General features: G+C 67.4%; 14 protein-coding genes and 1 pseudogene. 9 read left to right on the top strand and 6 right to left on the bottom strand.

What is annotated here, in order from left to right; all coding sequences use genetic code 11:
- Window positions 1-33: 33 nt before the first annotated feature.
- The 5 genes from PIJ50_RS08545 to putA all read right to left on the bottom strand — a co-directional run bounded on the left by PIJ50_RS08545 (window position 34) and on the right by putA (window position 9,322).
- Window positions 34-918, bottom strand: coding sequence for a LysR family transcriptional regulator (locus tag PIJ50_RS08545; protein WP_271974401.1), 885 nt, complete (start codon window positions 916-918; stop codon window positions 34-36).
- A gap of 63 nt (window positions 919-981) precedes the next feature.
- Window positions 982-2,634, bottom strand: coding sequence for an OFA family MFS transporter (locus PIJ50_RS08540; RefSeq protein WP_271974399.1), 1,653 nt, complete (start codon window positions 2,632-2,634; stop codon window positions 982-984).
- A 266-nt stretch (window positions 2,635-2,900) separates the two neighbouring features.
- Complete coding sequence (locus PIJ50_RS08535; RefSeq protein WP_271974397.1) at window positions 2,901-3,227, bottom strand: hypothetical protein; 327 nt, start codon at window positions 3,225-3,227, stop codon at window positions 2,901-2,903.
- Window positions 3,217-5,508 (bottom strand): FdhF/YdeP family oxidoreductase, encoded by a 2,292-nt coding sequence (locus PIJ50_RS08530; protein WP_271974396.1) that lies wholly within the window; start codon window positions 5,506-5,508, stop codon window positions 3,217-3,219. The genes PIJ50_RS08535 and PIJ50_RS08530 overlap by 11 nt, the downstream gene beginning before the upstream one ends.
- A 439-nt stretch (window positions 5,509-5,947) precedes the next feature.
- Entirely contained in the window at window positions 5,948-9,322 is a 3,375-nt protein-coding gene (gene putA / locus PIJ50_RS08525) for a bifunctional proline dehydrogenase/L-glutamate gamma-semialdehyde dehydrogenase PutA (RefSeq protein WP_271974395.1), read from the bottom strand.
- 112 nt (window positions 9,323-9,434) lie between these two features.
- Here putA and PIJ50_RS08520 point away from each other — a divergent pair, with 112 nt between their 5' ends.
- On the top strand, window positions 9,435-9,893 hold the full coding sequence (locus PIJ50_RS08520; RefSeq protein ID WP_442900719.1) for an Lrp/AsnC family transcriptional regulator: 459 nt from the start codon (window positions 9,435-9,437) through the stop codon (window positions 9,891-9,893).
- An 85-nt stretch (window positions 9,894-9,978) separates the two neighbouring features.
- Window positions 9,979-10,728 carry a type I methionyl aminopeptidase gene (map, locus tag PIJ50_RS08515; RefSeq protein ID WP_271974392.1) on the top strand — a complete coding sequence of 250 codons (750 nt, stop codon included), beginning with the start codon at window positions 9,979-9,981 and terminating at the stop codon, window positions 10,726-10,728.
- 96 nt (window positions 10,729-10,824) lie between these two features.
- Here the strand turns inward: map and PIJ50_RS08510 are convergent, their stop codons facing one another.
- Window positions 10,825-11,190, bottom strand: a complete 366-nt coding sequence (locus PIJ50_RS08510; protein ID WP_271974390.1) for a DUF305 domain-containing protein — start codon at window positions 11,188-11,190, stop codon at window positions 10,825-10,827.
- Window positions 11,191-11,584: 394 nt separating this feature from the next.
- Here PIJ50_RS08510 and PIJ50_RS08505 point away from each other — a divergent pair.
- From PIJ50_RS08505 to PIJ50_RS08475, 7 genes and pseudogenes are all read left to right on the top strand, one after another.
- Window positions 11,585-11,972 (top strand): annotated as a pseudogene (locus tag PIJ50_RS08505) (ABC transporter ATP-binding protein); the annotation flags it as partial.
- A 136-nt stretch (window positions 11,973-12,108) separates the two neighbouring features.
- On the top strand, window positions 12,109-12,465 hold the full coding sequence (locus tag PIJ50_RS08500; RefSeq protein WP_271974388.1) for an AGE family epimerase/isomerase: 357 nt from the start codon (window positions 12,109-12,111) through the stop codon (window positions 12,463-12,465).
- 115 nt (window positions 12,466-12,580) lie between these two features.
- Window positions 12,581-13,480, top strand: a complete 900-nt coding sequence (locus PIJ50_RS08495) for a LysR family transcriptional regulator (RefSeq protein WP_271974386.1) — start codon at window positions 12,581-12,583, stop codon at window positions 13,478-13,480.
- A gap of 102 nt (window positions 13,481-13,582) precedes the next feature.
- The gene (locus PIJ50_RS08490; RefSeq protein WP_271974384.1) at window positions 13,583-14,512 is read left to right on the top strand and encodes a VOC family protein; all 930 of its coding nucleotides are present in this window, start codon (window positions 13,583-13,585) and stop codon (window positions 14,510-14,512) included.
- Between the two features lie 4 nt (window positions 14,513-14,516).
- A complete protein-coding gene (locus tag PIJ50_RS08485; RefSeq protein WP_271974382.1) occupies window positions 14,517-15,077 on the top strand; it encodes an alpha/beta hydrolase in 561 nt (186 codons plus the stop codon).
- Window positions 15,074-15,754 (top strand): pirin family protein, encoded by a 681-nt coding sequence (locus tag PIJ50_RS08480; RefSeq protein ID WP_271974380.1) that lies wholly within the window; start codon window positions 15,074-15,076, stop codon window positions 15,752-15,754. Before PIJ50_RS08485 ends, PIJ50_RS08480 begins: the two co-directional genes overlap by 4 nt.
- Window positions 15,751-17,325, top strand: a complete 1,575-nt coding sequence (locus PIJ50_RS08475; protein ID WP_271974378.1) for an MFS transporter — start codon at window positions 15,751-15,753, stop codon at window positions 17,323-17,325. The genes PIJ50_RS08480 and PIJ50_RS08475 overlap by 4 nt, the downstream gene beginning before the upstream one ends.
- Window positions 17,326-17,327: the final 2 nt, after the last annotated feature.

The raw sequence follows: 17,327 nt of genomic DNA, 5'->3' as shown, positions 1-17,327 counted from the left end.
GAGGCGTTGGTTCGCGCGGTGGCAGGGGCCCGTCTACACCTCCCGAACCGGCGCGTGGCGGCGGACCGAGGACAGGAGCGCCTCTAGCTTCGGCGGGCGCGGTTCGCGGGCGAGGAAGGTCAGCGCCACCTCATCCCCCGCGCCGGGAAGCGGGCGGGTCACGAGGTTCGGGATGTGCCGCACCAGATCCAGCAGCCCGTCCGGAATGACCGAGGCCCAGTGCGCCCGTTCCACATGCGAGATGATGGTGAGCATGGAGTTCGACTCCACCCGCGGCGCGCGCGTGCGGCCGGCGCGCAGCAGGTGGGACATCACGATCTCCCGGTTGCGCATGTTGGCCGACAGAAGGCAGAGCGGCACGTCGCACAGATCCGGCCAGTCGATGAAAGGCGCCTGGGCCAGTGGGTTGTCCTGATGGACCAGCAGCGCCAGCCGTTCGCGGTACAGCGGGATCTGGGTGAACTTTTCGGCCAGGGGGATGGTGTAGATCACGCCCGCGTCCAGCGTCAGCATGTCGATCTGCTGAAGGATGTCGGTCGTGGCCCCTACGTCCACCGTCAGGTCAAGGTTCGGATGCTCCTCCAGCATGGGGATGGTCAGGCGGGTCAGATGGGACACGGCGGTGGGGATCACCCCGATCCGAAGCTGACCGGACACGCCCCGGCGCAGGGTCTGGAATTCGGCCCGCATGGCGCGGGCGTCGCCCACGATCCGCTGCGCCCAGACCAGAAGGCGGTCGCCCTCGGGGGTCAGCCCTTCGAACCGGGACCCGCGGCGGACCAGCTGGACGCCCAGCTTGTCCTCCAAGTGCCTGATCGCGGCGGAAAAGGACGGCTGGGTGATCCCCATCTTTTCCGAGGCGCGGCCGAAGTGACGTTCGGACGCAAGGAGGATGAACATCTCAAGCTTGTCGATCATCGGGGGCCCTGAATGCAGGATGCGGCCCCGAGGGGGCCGCATCCGTTGTGTCATGAAACACGCTCAGTTGGCAAACAGGGCCGCCGTCTTGACCAGCGTGAACCAGCAGCCATAGACGACCGGGATGCCGATGGCGGTCCAGGCCAGCAGGGCCGGAAGGTCGAAGCGGCCCTTGTCGATGCCGTAGGAGCCGTATTCGACCTTGGCCGCGGCCCCGGCGGACTGGGCCTGAAGGGCGGCCACCTCTTCCTGCGACATCAGCCATTTCGGGTTGACCGGGCGCACCAGCGCGTTGGCGATCAGGCCCACGACCAGAAGACCGCACAGCACGTAGATGGTCATCGTGTAGGCGTCCGCCCCGGCAAAGCCCTGCGAGATCTGGTACTGCCGGATGTAGTTCACGACCACCGGGCCCAGGATGCCCGCCGTCGCCCAGGCCGTCAGGATGCGGCCGTGGATGGCGCCCACGAACTGCGTGCCGAAGATGTCCGCCAGATAGGCCGGGATGGTGGAGAAGCCGCCGCCATACATCGACAGGATGACGCAGAACGCCCCCACGAACAGCACCTGGTTGCCCCAGTTGGCAAAGGTCGGCGCCGAGGCGTAGAGCGCGATGCCCAGAACGAAGAAGATGAAGTAGGTGTTCTTGCGTCCGAACCGGTCCGAGGCCGAGGCCCAGAAGAAGCGCCCGGCGATGTTGAACAGCGACAGAAGGCTGGTGAAGCCCGCGGCAATGGCGGCGATCTGCATCTTCTGTTCGGCGTTCAGCTCGGCGAAGGGCACGCCCGGCAGGCCGATCAGGTTGCCCGCGAAGATCTCCTGCAGCAGCGGCGAGGCGGCGCCCAGGATGCCGATCCCGGCCGAGACGTTCATGCAGAGCACGAGCCACAGGAGCCAGAACTGCGGCGTCTTGTGGGCGTTCTTCAGATGGACGTGGCCTTGGGTGATCATGGCGTTGCCGGTGGCGGCGGGGGGCGTCCAGCCCTCGGGGCGCCAGCCGGCGGGGGGGACGCGATAGCCGAAGGCGCCCGACATCATGAACACGGCATAGATCGCGGCCATGCACAGGAAGGTCTGCCACACGCCCGGATCGACCGGCGTCGCGAAATGCGCCATCAGGCGGGAGGCGAGGGGCGAGCCCACCATGGCGCCGCCGCCAAAGCCCATGATCGCCATGCCCGTTGCCATGCCGCGACGGTCGGGGAACCACTTGATCAGCGTGGACACGGGCGAGATGTAGCCAAGGCCCAGACCGATCCCGCCGATCACGCCCGCGCCCAGCCACATCAGCCACAGCTGGTGCGTCTTGACGCCGATGGCGGCGATGGCGATCCCCGAGCACCAGCAGATCGCCGCGACGAAGCCCGCCTTGCGTGGCCCGACCTTTTCCAGCCAGCCGCCCCAGATGGCGGCCGAACAGCCCAGAAGGACGAAGAACAGGGTGTAGATCCAGCCAAGGTCGGCGATACGCCAGTTGCAGTCGGTGGTCACCAGCGCGGTCGCCAGCGACATGTCCGCGCAGGACGCGGGCGTGTTCTGCAAGGCCCCGCTCAGCGGCAGCCAGAAGACCGAGAAGCCGTAGGCCATGCCGATGCACAGGTGGATGGCCAGCGCCGCCGGCGGCACCAGCCAGCGGTTGAAGCCCGGTTTTGCGATCGTGCGTTCCCGATCAAGAAGGCCGGGAGAGGCGCGCCCCCCCGTGGCAACAGATGACATGTGGTTTTCCTCCAAGAAACATTCCGCCCCCACCTTGCCACCGGCCTTGCGCCGTCTGGGTCGGGCCCAAGCGGAGGCGCGCGCACGGCACGAACACCCGGCTTTTGCACTAGGACATTTGGTCCATGTGGCACAATGTCGCCAGCCGATCAAGCTGCGAGTTGCGGATTTCTGCCGATTAAGTTGTTGTTATCATTTACGAATCTTGGCGCACGCCAAACGGCCCGCCCCGGGGGCAGGCTGTGGCCGCGACCTTGTGCGGAAGGTCAGGCGGGCGTCCGGGCCACTGCGGCCCGCCTCTCGCCCTCGGGGGTCAGCGCAAGGAAGCGGCGCTGCGTCCGGGGGTCTTCCCGCGTCACCGCGATCAGGCCCATCTCGTCCTCCAGCACCACCACCTCGCGCAGGACAAGGGCGTGCGACAGGCCGAAGTCGTTCGCGAACCCCCGGCTGTCCGCCGAGATGCCCAAGGCCAGCGCGGCAAAAAGCCCGGCGGCCAAGGCGTTGTCGGCAAAGGGGGCGTTCCCTTGCAGGCGGGCGACCAGACGGGTCCAATCCTCCGCCAGCGCCTCCTTGTCCGCCCGGTCAGGCGGCATCGCGCGTCACTCGGACCAGCACGGATTTGGAGGTGGGGGTAAAGCTCCACTCTCCAAACGAGTTGTAGGGCACGAGGGCGTTCAGTTCGGGGTAGTAGCCCGCGATGCAGCCGCGGGGGATGTCGTAGGGCACGACGCGGAAGCCGGTGATCCGCCGCTCGATCCCGTCGTTGGACAGGGTGACAAGGCTCACCCGCTCTCCGCTTTCGACCTTCAGGCCATCCATGTCGGCGGGGTTGATGAACACGATCTCCCGCTCTCCGTACACGCCGCGGTAGCGGTCGTTCATGGCATAGACGGTGGTGTTGTACTGATCGTGGGACCGCATCGTTTGCAGCACGAACGTGTCGGGCTTGTCGGCGCGCATCTGCCATTCGGTCTGGTCCGGCAGGTCGAAGGCGCCGAAATTCGCGCGGGCGGTGGGGGTGCGGAACTCCCGCTCCGACGCGGGGTTGCGCAGCCAGAAGCCGCGCGGCACGCGCACACGGGTGTTGTAGTCGTCGAACCCCGGCAGCACGCGGGCCATCAGGTCGCGGATCCGGTCGTTGTCGTCGGCCATGGCGTCCCAGTCCACGACGGTGGATCCCACGGTGGCCATGGCCAGACCCGCGACGATCGCCACCTCGGACTTCAGTTCGGCCGAGGCGGGAAGGTTGATCCCGCCCGAGCCGTGGACCATCGACATGGAATCCTCCACGGTGACGATCTGCCGCACGCCCTTCGAATTGCGGTCGATCTCGGTCCGGCCCAGGCAGGGCAGGACGAAGCCCACCTTGCCCGGCAGCAGGTGGCAGTGGTTCAGCTTGGTCGCGACGTGCACGGTCAGGTCCAGCTTGTCCATCGCCTGCGCGATCAGGGCGCTGTCGGGGGTGGCGCGGGCGAAGTTGCCGCCCAGGCCGATGAAGGCTTTGGCCGTGCCGGACAGCATGGCGCCGATCGCTTCCAACACGTTGTGGCCGGGGGTCCGGGGCATGGGCACGCCCAGCTCCCGCTCCATCGCGTCCAGAAGGGCCTTGGGGGCCTTTTCATTGATGCCGACGGTGCGGTCGCCCTGCACGTTGGAATGGCCGCGCACGGGGCAAAGGCCCGCGCCCTCGCGCCCGATGTTGCCGCGCAGGAACATGAAGTTCGCGATCTCGCGGATGGTCTGCACCGAATGGCGGTGCTGGGTGATCCCCATGGCCCAGGTCGCGATCGTGGCGTTGGAGGCGATGTAGACCTCGGCCGCGCGGCGCAGGTCGGCCTCGGTCAGGCCCGACTGCTCCTCGATCACGCTCCAGGGCGTCGCCTCTACCAGCGCGCGCCAGTCATCCATTCCGGTGGTGAAGGTGGCCAGGAACGCGTCGTCGATGATTGGGGCGGATCCGGCCGCGCGGGCCGCGTCATCGGCCGCGAAGACGATCTTCGCCATGCCGCGCACCGCCGCCATGTCGCCGCCCAGACGCGGCTGGAAATACATGGTGGAGGTGGGTTCGGACCCGCCGACCAGCATCTCCAGCTTCTTCTGCGGGTCGGCGAAGCGCACCAGCCCCTTTTCCTTGAGGTTGTTGAACGCCACCACCTGCGCGCCCCGTTCGGTGGCCTTGCGCAGATCGGCCAGCATGCGGGGGTGGTTGGTGCCGGGGTTCTGGCCGAAGACGAAGATCGCGTCCGCCTTCTCGAAATCCTCCAGCAGGACGGTGCCCTTGCCGATGCCGATCGCGTCGATCAGCGCCACGCCCGACGCCTCGTGGCACATGTTCGAACAGTCGGGGAAGTTGTTCGTGCCGTAAAGGCGGACAAAGGTCTGATACAGGAACGCCGCCTCGTTGGAGGCGCGGCCCGAGGTGTAGAACTCCACCTGGTCCGGATCGAAGCCGCGCAGAAGGGCGCCGATCTCGTCGAAGGCGGCCTGCCAGGTCACCGGCTCGTACCGGTCGGTGGTCGCGTTGTAGCGCATGGGATGCGTCAGGCGGCCCTGATGCTCCAGATCGTAATCGCTCCACGTCCGCAATTCCGCGACGGTGTGCTTGGCGAAGAACTCCGGCGGCACGCGCAGCTTGGTGGCTTCCCAGGCGACGGCCTTCACCCCGTTCTCGCAGAACTCGAACGAGGAGCCGTGGTTCGGATCGCCCCAGGCGCAGCCGGGGCAGTCGAACCCGTCGGGCTGGTTGGCCTTCAGCATGGTCATCGCACCGGCGAGGGGCTTGCGCGTCTCCAGAAGCTGCTTGCCGCAGCTTTTCAGCGCGCCCCAGCCGCCCGCCGCCTTCGACTTCTTTCCGATGAACATATCGTTCGCCATGACGCGCCCTTCCCAGACCCTTCTTCGCGGCGCGCCGGTGGTGAGGCTTCTGCCGCATACCGTTGCACACGAAGCAGCGGAACTGGACCACAATAAACGTGGTGCGGGGGGAGGTCTAATCTCGATTTCCTATCGCTCGTTCGGCGTTTCCTATCAAAAGGGCATCTTTGTGGGTCCAGAAGCGCCACCCATCACGAAGGCGGTGGAGCGGCAGGGAATGTGCGCAAGGTTGCCCATGGGTTGAATGACATGTCGGTCATCCGGCCGATACGGGTCTGGAGGACGTCTATCAGGGTCGCAGCGGGAACGACCTCAGGATCGGGCGTTGAGGCGCACAAGCAAAAGGCAGCGCCCCGGGGGCACTGCCGAGACGTGGAGGGTGTCGATGCAGGGAGCGGGCAAAACGCCCGGCCCCGCGGGGACGGGGCCGGTGGTCGTGTCAGCCGGCCAGAAGGGCGGTATTCCCTCCGGCGGCGGTGGTGTCCACGCACAGGTGCCGTTCATGCGCCACATGCGCCAGATCGGGCTGGCCCGTCACCAGGGCCACGATCGGGCCCGGCCGCGCGGCCAGTGCCTTTGCGTGACTGCGGGCGGTGTCGGCATCGCCCCACCACAGGACGGTGGACAGCCGGGGCAGGCGCGTCAGGGCCTCGGACGCAAGGGCGCCGTCCGCGCGGACCGCCTGACCGCCCAGCGCTTCCACCGCCGCGACCTGCGCGTCGGCCGCGGCGGCGCCGGGCCCAAGGCACAGGACCGGCGGGCGGGTGTGCAGCGACAGGCGGTTCAGCTCCCCCGTAGGGCCGGGCAGGATCTGTTCGGCCACCAGCGCCGGGCGGGCGCCGTCCAGACGGGCGCGCAATGCGGCCTCGTCGGCCGGGGCCGTCCAGTCGCCGGTCAGGGCCGGGCGTTCCGCGACGGTGAAGCGCGGGACATAGTTCGGCCCGCCCGCCTTCGGACCGGTGCCCGACAGCCCTTCGCCGCCGAAGGGCTGGCTGCCCACGACCGCGCCGATCTGGTTGCGGTTGACGTAGATGTTGCCCACATGCACCGCGTCCGACACCGCCTGCACCCGGTCATCGATCCGGGTGTGCAGGGCGAAGGTCAGGCCATAGCCCTGGGCGTTGATCTCGGCCACGACGCGATCGATCTCGTTCCCCTTGAAGGTCGCGACATGCAGGACGGGACCGAAGACCTCGCGCTCCAGTTCCGCGATGCCGGACACGCGCAGCAGGGTCGGCGGGATGAAGGTGCCGGTTGCGGGGGCGCTGATGCGGTGCAGGACGCGGTCCGCCTTGGCGACCAGATAATCGCGGATGCCGTCGCGGGCGCGGGCGTCGATCACCGGGCCCACGTCCGTTTCCAGAAGCCACGGATCGCCCACGCGCAGTTCGTCCATCGCGCCCTTGATCATCGCGATCAGGTGGGGGGCGATGTCTTCGTGCACATACAGGCAGCGCAACGCGGAACAGCGCTGGCCCGCCGAACGGAACGCGGCGTTGACGATGTCGCGCACCGCCTGTTCGGGCAGGGCGGTGCTGTCCACGATCATCGCGTTCAGCCCGCCGGTTTCCGCGATCAGCGGGGTGCCGGGCGTCAGGTGGTCGGCCATGGTGCGGGCGATCGTCTGCGCCGTCGCCGTCGATCCGGTGAAGACCATGCCCGCCATTCGCGGATCGGAGGCGAGCACCGTGCCCACCACGCGGCCCGCGCCCGTGACCAGTTGCAGCGCACCGGACGGCACGCCGGCGCGGTGCAGCAGTTCGACGGCCAGCGTGGCGATGATCGGCGTCGCCTCGGCCGGCTTCGCGACGACGGCGTTGCCCGCCATCAGGGCCGCCGCGATCTGCCCGGTGAAGATCGCCAGCGGGAAGTTCCACGGGCTGATCGCCCCGATGATGCCGCGCGCCGTGCCATCCGCGCCCTGGTCGGCGTAATAGCGCAGGAAGTCCACCGCCTCGCGCAGTTCGGCCACGGCGTCGGGCAAACCCTTGCCCGCCTCGCGCGCAAGGATGCCGAAGATGGCGCCGAACTCGGCCTCGTACAGATCGGCGGCGCGGCGCAGGACGGCCGCGCGCTCCATCACCGGCGCGTCCCAGATCCGGGCGTCGTCGATGGCGCGGGTCGTGGTGGCGGCGTCGGCCATCAGGACGGTGGCGATCACCTCGCCCGTGGCGGGGTTCAGCACCTCCTGCACCTCGCCCGTCGCTTCGCGCACCGTCAGGGGGCGGGGGGCGGGCAGGGGCACGTCGCGGGCGGCGTTGATGCGGGCCAGCGTGGTTTCGTCCGACAGGTCGAACCCGGCCGAGTTTTCGCGCGCGCCGAACAGCGCGTGCGGGGCGACCAGCGTGGCGGGGGCGACATGGGCGCCTTCGAAGGGATCGCGGGCCACCTGTTCGGGCGTTACGCTTTCATCGACGATCTGGTTCACGAAGCTGCTGTTGGCCCCGTTCTCCAGCAGGCGGCGGACCAGATAGGCCAGAAGGTCGCGATGCGCGCCCACGGGGGCGTAGATCCGGCAGCGCCCCTTTGTTTCGCGCAGGGCGATGTCGTGCAGCCGTTCGCCCATGCCGTGCAGGCGCTGGAACTCGAACCGGATGCCGCCGGCCATCTCCAGGATCGCGGCGACGGTGTGGGCGTTGTGCGTGGCGAACTGCGGATAGATGCGGTCGGCATAGCCCACCAGCTTCGCCGCGTTCGCGATGTAGCTCACATCCGTCGCCGTCTTGGAGGTGAAGAGCGGGAAGTCCGGATGCCCTTCCACCTGCGCGCGCTTGATCTCGCTGTCCCAGTAGGCGCCCTTGACCAGCCGCACCATGATGCGGCGGTCCAGCCGGACGGCCAGATCGTGCAGCCAGTCGATGGTCTGGCCCGCGCGCTTGCCATAGGCCTGCACCACGATCCCGAACCCGTCCCATCCGGCCAGCGAAGGGTCCGACAACACCGCCTCGATCACCTTCAGGGACAGGACAAGGCGGTCTTGCTCCTCGGCGTCGATGTTCATGCCCATGTTGGCGGCCTTGGCTTGGCGGGCCAGACGCAGCACCACCGGCACCAGCTCTCGCATCACGCGCGCTTCCTGCGCCACCTCGTAGCGCGGGTGGAGGGCCGACAACTTGATGGAGATGCCGGGATTGGTTTCCACGCTGCCCTTGTCACAGGCGCGCGCGATGGCGGTGATCGCGTCCTGATAGGCGCGGTCGTAGCGTGCGGCGTCGGCGCCGGTCATTGCCGCCTCGCCCAGCATGTCGTAGCTGTAGGTGAAGCCCTGCGCCTCACGCGTCCGGGCGCGGGTCAGGGCGGCGTCGATGGTCTGGCCCAGAACGAATTGGCGGCCCATCTCCTTCATGGCGCGGCCCACGGCGGTGCGGATCACGGGTTCGCCCAGACGGCGGACCATGCGGCGCAGGGTGCCGGCCTGATCGTCGTCCAGAACCTTGCCCGTCAGCATCAGCGCCCAGGTTGAGGCGTTGACAAGGCTCGACGTCGCCTCGCCCAGATGGCGGCCCCAGTCGGAGGGCGCGATCTTATCCTCAATAAGCGCGTCGATGGTGATCTTGTCGGGCACGCGCAGCATCGCCTCGGCCAGGCACATCAGGGCCACGCCCTCGCGGGTGGACAGGCCGTATTCGGACAGGAAATGCTCCATCAGGCTGGGCTTGGCCTCGGCGCGGATGCGGCGCACGAGGTCCGCCCCCCGGGCCGAGATGGCGGCCCGCTGGGCGCCCGACAGACCCGTCCGCGCGGTCAGTTCGCGCAACAGCGTGGCTTCGTCCTGGAACTTGGCATGGGCGGAAAAGACGGATGGGTCGATCATGGCTGCACTCCTTGCCGATTGACGGGCAATATCAGATTCTGCATGGACGATGGGGCCAAAGATAAACGATATCCTAGGCTGAACGAACAAAATGTAACGGTTGTGTGGAATGATGAAACTGGATGCAACCGATCGGAAGATCCTGGCGGAATTCGCCGCCAACGCCCGCATTCCGATCGCGGAACTGGCGCGCAAGGTGGGGCTGTCGAAGACACCCGTCGCCCTGCGCGTCCGGCAGATGGAGGAGGCGGGCCTGATCACCGGCTACCGCGTGATCCTGTCGCCGATGAAGCTGGGGCTGACCCACGTCACCTATGTCGAGATCAACATGACCGACACGCGCGAACCCGCGCTGCAGGCCTTCAACACCGCCGTGCGCGCCATTCCCGAGGTCGAGGAATGCTACATGATCGCGGGTGGCTACGATTACCTGTTGAAGGTCCGGTCCCGCGACATGGCGGATTTCCGGCGCATCATGGCGGAAAAGATCTCCGCCCTGCCGCACATGTCGAACACCTCGAGCCGGGTGGCGATGGAGGCGGTGGTGGAGCAGAACCATACCCTGCTGTAAGAGAGGCGACTTTTGACGCGGACCGGCGGGACTTTCCCGGCCTTTGCCGCTATCATCGGAGTCCATGTCAGACGGAGCGTTCAGCATGACGATCACCAAGGACGACGAACTCGTGGGTCTGAAAGCCATCGGCCGGATCGTGGCCAACACCCTGAGGATCATCTCGAACGCGATCGAACCCGGCATCACGACGCGGGAGCTGGACGAGATCGGGCGCGAGGGTCTGGAGCGTGAGGGCGCGCAGTCCGCGCCGAAATCCACCTACGACTTTCCCGGCACGACCTGCATCAGCGTCAACGAGGAGATCGCGCATGGCATCCCCGGCGGCCGGGTGATCGCGCCGGGCGATCTTGTGAACATCGACGTCTCCGCTTCGAAGAACGGGTTCTTTGCCGATACGGGGGCGACGTTCCGGGTGGCGCCGGTGCGCTCCTCGCTCGATCGCCTGTGCCGGGACGGCAAGCGCGCGATGCAGATCGGCATCGCACAGGTCGGGCATGACAGGCCGCTGGCGGGCATCGGCAAGGCCATCGGGCAGTTCGCCTCGGCCCGCGGTTATACCCTGATCCAGAACCTTGCCAGCCACGGCGTGGGCCGGTCCCTGCACGAATACCCCGAAGAGATCGCCACCTGGCCCACGCGCGGCGACACCCGCCGCATGACGAACGGCATGGTGCTGACGGTGGAGCCTTTCCTGTCCAACGGCGGCCTTGTGGCGAAAGAGGGCACCGATGGCTGGACCCTGTACAGCCATCCGCGGGCGCTGGCTGTGCAGTACGAACACACGGTCGTCGCGACGCACCGCGCGCCCCTGATCCTGACGCTGCCCGGCTGACAGCCCGCGTCTGCCGGACCGACGCTGTCATGCCTTACGGAAGTGGGACGCCGCCTGCCGTGGGGAAAGGGATGGCCGCGGCCGCCCCGGGGAACGTCACTCCGGCGCGTCGACGCCCATCCGCTCCAGCATCGCCTTCATCTCCTCGATCTCGGCCTCCTGCGCCGCGATGATTTTTCCCGCCATCGCCCGCGTGTCCTGATCCTTGCCATGTTCGAGTTCCACCATCGCCATGTCGACGGCGGACTGGTGGTGCGGGATCATCATCAGCAGGAAGTCCGCGTCCGCATTGCCCGAGGAGTCCATCCCCTTCATGGACTCCATCATCCTGTCCATGGTTTCCATGTAACCGGCCATGGGCTCCGCTGCCGGGGCCGAATGGTCCGCATGCGACTGCGCGAGGGCCGGCGTTGCCAGCAGGGCGGCCAGCGCGACGGTTGGACAGATCTTCTGGATGGACATGACAGCTCTCCGTTGTTTCAGGGTTGATGACACTAGCGTTCGGAAGACGTTATGGCTTGGCAGGAGGTCGCTGCCATAGGCCGGTGTGGATGATTTGCAGGCGCACGGGACCACGGTCATTCACGCATGGTCGCACATTCATAGCATCTTCCACAAAGCAACACGAACTTCACCTCGCCAATGCAGCGGATGGCGACTTCGGGTAGGGGGGTGTCAAGACGAGTCCGTTCAGGACGCAGTGCGGCGATGGCTTTCGCCCGACATGGCCTTGCCCGCGGCAACTTCCGGCGGACCGGATCAGCGGGTGAGGATCGCCGCGATGCCGGCCCGCCCGGACCGGATCATCGCGAACGCATCCACCAGTGCCCCGAATGCCTGCGACTGGAACGAGGCGGCGTTGACCGAAGTGGGCCTGCCCGCAGCCTTTGCCGACCGCTTCCCGCACGAACTCTCGGGCGGCCAGCGCCAGCGCGTCGCCATCGCCCGCGCCCTGATTGTGGAACCGCCCGTGGTGCTGCTGGACGAACCGACCAGCGCCCTTGACGTCAGCGTGCAGGCCGAGATCCTGAACCTGCTCTCCGACAAACGTGACGAGCGGGGGCTGACCTACGTTCTCGTCAGCCATGACCTGTCGGTGGTGGCCCACATGTGCGACCGCGTTCTGGTCATGCAGGAAGGCCGTTTCGTGGACCAACTGACCCCCCGCGAATATCAGCGCTGGCCGCGCCACCCATCCCTATGCGCGGCATCTGATCGCCGCCAGCTTCCCCGAGGCCGCATGACCCATATCCTGCACGACCCCCCCCATGACACCTGGCTGCGCGCCCGGGCGGCCGCGCTGATCGACGCCTTCCGTCTCAGCGTCCAGCCGGGCCGCATCGCGACGCTTGACCTTGAAAGCCACCCCTGGCCGATCCGGTGCAGGAACTGCACACGGTCACCCGGCTTGTCCCCTCCTTTGCCCTGGGAAAGGCGTTCGGAGCGCAGGACACCGATGCGGGGATGGAGCAGCTTCTGACGCGGCACCGGGATACGGATCATGGCGGCTATGTCTGGTCCGCGGACGACACCGGCGTCGCGGACGGCACGAGGCTTGCCTACAGTCATGTCTTGGTGCTGCTCGCCGCGTCCAGCGCAGTGACCGCCGGGCGTTCCGAGGCGCGGCGCAGCCAGAGCATCAGGCAGCCGCTTGGAATGCATGAGCCAAGACACGGAAGATTGCGCCGATCTCAATCGGATCTGGGCGGGACTTTCAACACAAACGGCTGCTCGTGACAGGGCGACTGCATGCCTGGCCTGCGCTTCGCCCCCGTGCACGCGTGGGTCGCTTTCAATGCACCGCAGGACGTTGTATCCGCGGGATAGTCAAACTGAACGCAACAGGCTTTCGATGAACAACTACAAGGCCCTGCGGACCTTCCTGCTTGCGGCGGAGAAGAAGAGCTTCGTGCAGGTCTCGCGCGAGCTGGGCATGACGCCCGCGGCCGTCACCCGCGCGATCGCCGCTCTGGAATCGGATCTGGGGGTGCAACTTTTCGTCCGCACGACGCGGCAGGTTTCGCTGACGGCGGACGGGGCCGTTTATGCCGCGCAGATCAAGGGGGCGATGGACACGCTGGATCAGGCGCGGCGTGACGTGATGAACGCCCACAAGGCCGAGGAGGGGCGGTTGCGGATCAGCTCCCCCACCTGGCTGGGCAAGACCGTGCTGCCGCCGATCCTGTCGGCCTTCAAGGACACCTATCCCCGGATGAGCTTCGAGATCTCGTTGTCGGACGGGCTCGTGAACATCGTAGATGACGATTACGATCTGGCGATCCGCATCTCCTCGGCGCCTTCGGACAAGTTCACGATCTGGCGCAAGATCTGCGCGATCCCGCGCATTCTCGTCGCCGCGCCCGGCAGCCGTTTCGTGGACATGATCCATCCGAACGAACTTCAGCCCGACGACTGCCTTGCCTACAGCGGCAGCAGCCGGGGCGAGACGTGGGTGCTTTCGGATGGCGGGTCGTCGATCAGCCTGACGGCGGGGCGGGCCTTCAGCGCCAACAGCGGCGAGGTTCTGGCGGACATGGCCGCCGAGGGTCACGGTGTCACCCTGCTGCCGGGCTTCAACATCGCCGAACACATCCGCGCCGGGAAGCTGGTCCATGTGTTCAAGGGCTGGACGCCGCCGGACCTTTGGCTGACGCTTTATTATCCGCCCTATCAGGCCCTTCCGCCGCGCGTTGCCACCTTCTCCAAGTTTTTCGAGCAGCAGGTTCCCGCGTTCGTCATCGCGGCCTACTGAACCTTCATTGCAAAAGCGGCAACAGATAGCCAACAATTATCCCCATTAATGTGAAGCACGTTCAGGTGCATCCTGTCTTCAACACGAACACAGGAGATCACCATGACTCTTCCGATCCACGGCCTGCACCACGTCACCGCCATCGCGTCCAGCGCGCAGGGCAACAGCGACTTCTTCACGCGCACCCTTGGCTTGCGCCGGGTGAAGAAGACGGTGAATTTCGACGATCCGGGCACGTATCATCTGTATTACGGCGATGGGCAGGGCACACCCGGTTCGGTGATGACCTATTTCCCCTTCCGCCACGTCGGACAGGGCCGCCCCGGCCTCGGTGAGGTGGGCGAGACGGCGTTCTCCGTCCCGCAGGGCACCCTCGGCTTCTGGAAGGAACGGCTGGCCGCGCAGAACGTGCAGGGGCTGGTGGAGACGGAGGCCTTCGGTGAGAAGCGCCTGCGCTTTCTTGGCCCCGATGGCGACGGGCTGGCCCTGACCGAGGTGGCGCAGGACGCACGGACAGGCTGGACCGGGACGGTGCCCGAAGCCCAAGCGGTGCGCGGCTTCCGCGGCGCCACCCTGCGCCTGCGCGACGAGGGCGCCACGGGCGAGTTGCTGCGCTTCATGGGTTACGATCGTCTTGGAACCGAGAACGGCGTCACCCGCTACGGCATCCCGAACGGCAACGGCGCCGACATCATCGACATCGAGACCCTGCCCGGCGCCGAACATGCCGAGCAGGGCGCGGGATCGGTCCACCACATCGCCTTTGCCGTGCCCGACCGCGCGGCGCAACTGGAGGTGCGCAAGGCGCTCGTCGACACCGGATACCAGGTAACGCCGCCCATCGACCGCGACTATTTCTGGGCGATCTACTTCCGCACCCCCGGCGGCGTGCTGTTCGAGGTGGCGACGGACGAACCCGGCTTCACCCGCGACGAGCCCGCTGACCGGCTGGGGCAGGACCTGAAGCTGCCGACCCAGCACGAACGCCTGCGCGACCGCATCGAAGCCCATCTTGAACCGATCACGGACTGACGCCATGCACGCTCTCGTCACCCCAGGCTCGCCCACCGTCTTCGCCTTTCACGGCACGGGTGGGGATGAACACCAGTTCGCCGGCCTTGTGGCCGATCTTTGGCCCGGTGCCGGTCTGGTCGCACCGCGCGGCGCGGTGTCCGAACACGGCGCGAACCGCTTCTTCCGCCGCACGGGCGAAGGGGTCTACGACATGGCCGACCTTGCCGCGCGGACGGAGGAGATGATCGCCTTCGTCCGCCGGCAGCCCGGCCCGCGCTTTGCCTTCGGCTATTCCAACGGGGCGAACATTCTTGCCAGCATGTCCTTTGCCGCCCCCGACCTGTTCGACGGCATTGCCTTGCTGCACCCGCTGATCCCGTTCGCGCCGCCGCCGGCCGATTTCGCAGGCCTGCCGGTTCTGATCACCGGCGGGCGGCGCGATCCGATCTGCCCGCTGCCGCTGACCGAGGGCTTGGCGCAGTATTACCGCGACGCCGGCGCGACCGTTACCCTGACCCTGCATGAGGGCGGGCACGAATTGCGCCATGCCGAACTCCTCGCCCTGAAAGGACTGATCCCATGATCCTGATCCACGAGAACATGAGCCGGGGCCGCACCCGCAAGGGCTGGGCCGATGCGTTCCACACCTTCAGCTTCGGCGATTTCCTCGACCCCACCCGCATGGGCTTTGCCCGCCTGCGCGTGCTGAACGAGGATACGATCGTGCCGGGCGCGGGTTTCGCCCCGCACGATCACGCCGATATGGACATCCTGACGCTGGTCCTGTCCGGCCGCATCCGGCACGAGGACAGCCTTGGCAACGTGGCCGAGATCGCACCCGGAGAGATGCAGCTGATGCGCGCGGGGTCGGGCGTCACGCATTCGGAGATGAACGCCTCGGACACCGAGCCTGCGCATGTCTTGCAGATCTGGGTGATCCCCGACCGCGCGGACGGGGAGCCGTCCTATCAGTCGGCCCCGCTGGCCGAAGGGCTTCTGGCCTCACGCACGGGGCCGCTGGTGCTGGGATCCAACACGCGGATCACGCTGGCCCGCCCGAAGGATGGTGACAGCACGCGGATCGAGGTCGCGCCCCATCGCGCCGTTTTCGTGCATCTGGTCGAAGGGATGGCACGGATGGAGGGCGAACGCCTTGTCGCGGGCGACGGGCTGGAGCTGACCGAAACGCCCCCCACGCTGGACTGGCAGACCGACGGCACCATCCTGATCTTCGACATGCCGCAGGAGCGTTGGACATGACCGCGATCCCGCAACGGGCCACGGGCGGCGCATGGGCGCCGTTCGGGCAGACCGCCTTCACCGTGCTGTGGGGGGCGACGGTGGTGTCGAACATCGGCACCTGGATGAACGATGTGGGGGCGGGGTGGCTGATGACCTCGCTCGCCCCCTCGCCGCAGATCGTGGCGATGGTGCAGGCGGCGACGACGCTGCCCGTCTTCCTGTTCGCGATCCTGGCCGGTGCGGTGGCGGACATCGTGGACCGTCGCCGCCTGCTGCTGGTCGTGAACATCGCCCTGTCGGTCGTGGCCTTCGCCGTCGCGGCGGTCGTGCAGGCCGAGGCGATGACGCCGGTCCTGCTTCTGGTCTTCACCTTCCTTCTGGGCAGCGGGGCCGCCTTCATCGCGCCTGCATGGCAGGCCATCGTGCCGAAGCTGGTGCCGCGGTCGGACCTGACGGCGGCGGTGGCGCTGAATTCGATGGGCATCAACATCAGCCGTGCGATCGGGCCGGCGGTGGCGGGGATGCTGATCGCGGCCTTCGGCCTCGTCTGGCCCTTTGCGCTGAATGCGGTGTCGACGCTGGTGGTGATCGCAGCGCTGATCTGGTGGAAGCCTGCGAAGGAAGCCGAAAGCACGCTGCCGCCGGAACATCTCATCGGCGCGATGGTGGCGGGGCTGCGCTATGCCGCGCACACCCGTGCGCTGCGGCTGGTGCTGGTGCGGGCGGCGGCGTTCTTTCTGTTCGCCAGTGCCTTCTGGGCGATGCTGCCGCTGGTGGCGCGCGTCGTGCTGAATGGAGGGGCAGGGCTTTATGGCGGGCTTCTGGCCTCGGTCGGCGTCGGTGCCGTGGGCGGCGCGTTGCTCTTGCCCGGGCTGCGGGCCAAGTTGGGGCCGGATCGCACGGTGATGGCGGGCACGGCCGGCACGGCGCTGGTGCTGGTGACGCTGGCGGTGGTGCCGGGCACGGTGCCCGCGCTGCTGGCGGGGCTGGTCGCGGGCGCGTCCTGGATCGCGGTTCTGTCCAGCCTGAACGTGGCGGCGCAGGCGGCGCTGCCCGATTGGGTCCGGGCGCGCGGGCTCGCGATCTATCTGACGGTCTTTTCGGGCGCGATGTCGGTGGGCAGCCTTGGCTGGGGGGCGGTTGCGACCCATGCCTCGATCACCGCGACGCTGCTTGTGGCGGCGGCGGGTCTTCTGATCGCGGTGCCGCTGACCTTTTGGGCGCGCCTGTCGGGATTGGCCGAGGATCACGCCCCCGCCCATCACTGGGCTGCGCCTGTCGCAGCGGCGAACGATGCGCCGACCACCATCTGGATCGCCTATGACGTGCCCGAGGCGCATCACGACCGCTTCACCCGCCTGATGCAGCAGCAAAAGGCAAGCCGCCGCGCGCATGGCGCCTATGGCTGGGTGCTGCGGCAGGACACGTTCGATCCGACGCGCCTGTTTGAAAGCTGGCACGAAGCGTCATGGCTGTCGCATCTGCGCCACCACGACCGCGTCAGCCTGGCCGAAAAGGCCCTGCAGGACGAGATCCGCGCCCTGCTGACCGCCGCCCCCCAGATCCACCACACCATCGGAAAGGCCTGAGC

It is taken from the genome of Falsirhodobacter sp. 20TX0035, assembly GCF_028307215.1.
Classification (GTDB): Bacteria; Pseudomonadota; Alphaproteobacteria; order Rhodobacterales; family Rhodobacteraceae; genus Falsirhodobacter.
Note: the sequence above shows the minus strand (reverse complement) of the source record. Positions and strands in the feature narration are given on the sequence as shown.

Excerpts from the sequence above, each read along its gene's own strand:
- PIJ50_RS08545 (WP_271974401.1), bottom strand. The coding sequence starts at position 918 with ATGATCGACAAGCTTGAGATGTTCATCCTCCTTGCGTCCGAACGTCAC.
- PIJ50_RS08540 (WP_271974399.1), bottom strand. The coding sequence starts at position 2,634 with ATGTCATCTGTTGCCACGGGGGGGCGCGCCTCTCCCGGCCTTCTTGAT.
- PIJ50_RS08535 (WP_271974397.1), bottom strand. The coding sequence starts at position 3,227 with ATGCCGCCTGACCGGGCGGACAAGGAGGCGCTGGCGGAGGATTGGACC.
- PIJ50_RS08530 (WP_271974396.1), bottom strand. The coding sequence starts at position 5,508 with ATGGCGAACGATATGTTCATCGGAAAGAAGTCGAAGGCGGCGGGCGGC.
- putA (WP_271974395.1), bottom strand. The coding sequence starts at position 9,322 with ATGATCGACCCATCCGTCTTTTCCGCCCATGCCAAGTTCCAGGACGAA.
- PIJ50_RS08520 (WP_442900719.1), top strand. The coding sequence starts at position 9,435 with ATGAAACTGGATGCAACCGATCGGAAGATCCTGGCGGAATTCGCCGCC.
- map (WP_271974392.1), top strand. The coding sequence starts at position 9,979 with ATGACGATCACCAAGGACGACGAACTCGTGGGTCTGAAAGCCATCGGC.
- PIJ50_RS08510 (WP_271974390.1), bottom strand. The coding sequence starts at position 11,190 with ATGTCCATCCAGAAGATCTGTCCAACCGTCGCGCTGGCCGCCCTGCTG.
- PIJ50_RS08495 (WP_271974386.1), top strand. The coding sequence starts at position 12,581 with ATGAACAACTACAAGGCCCTGCGGACCTTCCTGCTTGCGGCGGAGAAG.
- PIJ50_RS08490 (WP_271974384.1), top strand. The coding sequence starts at position 13,583 with ATGACTCTTCCGATCCACGGCCTGCACCACGTCACCGCCATCGCGTCC.
- PIJ50_RS08485 (WP_271974382.1), top strand. The coding sequence starts at position 14,517 with ATGCACGCTCTCGTCACCCCAGGCTCGCCCACCGTCTTCGCCTTTCAC.
- PIJ50_RS08480 (WP_271974380.1), top strand. The coding sequence starts at position 15,074 with ATGATCCTGATCCACGAGAACATGAGCCGGGGCCGCACCCGCAAGGGC.
- PIJ50_RS08475 (WP_271974378.1), top strand. The coding sequence starts at position 15,751 with ATGACCGCGATCCCGCAACGGGCCACGGGCGGCGCATGGGCGCCGTTC.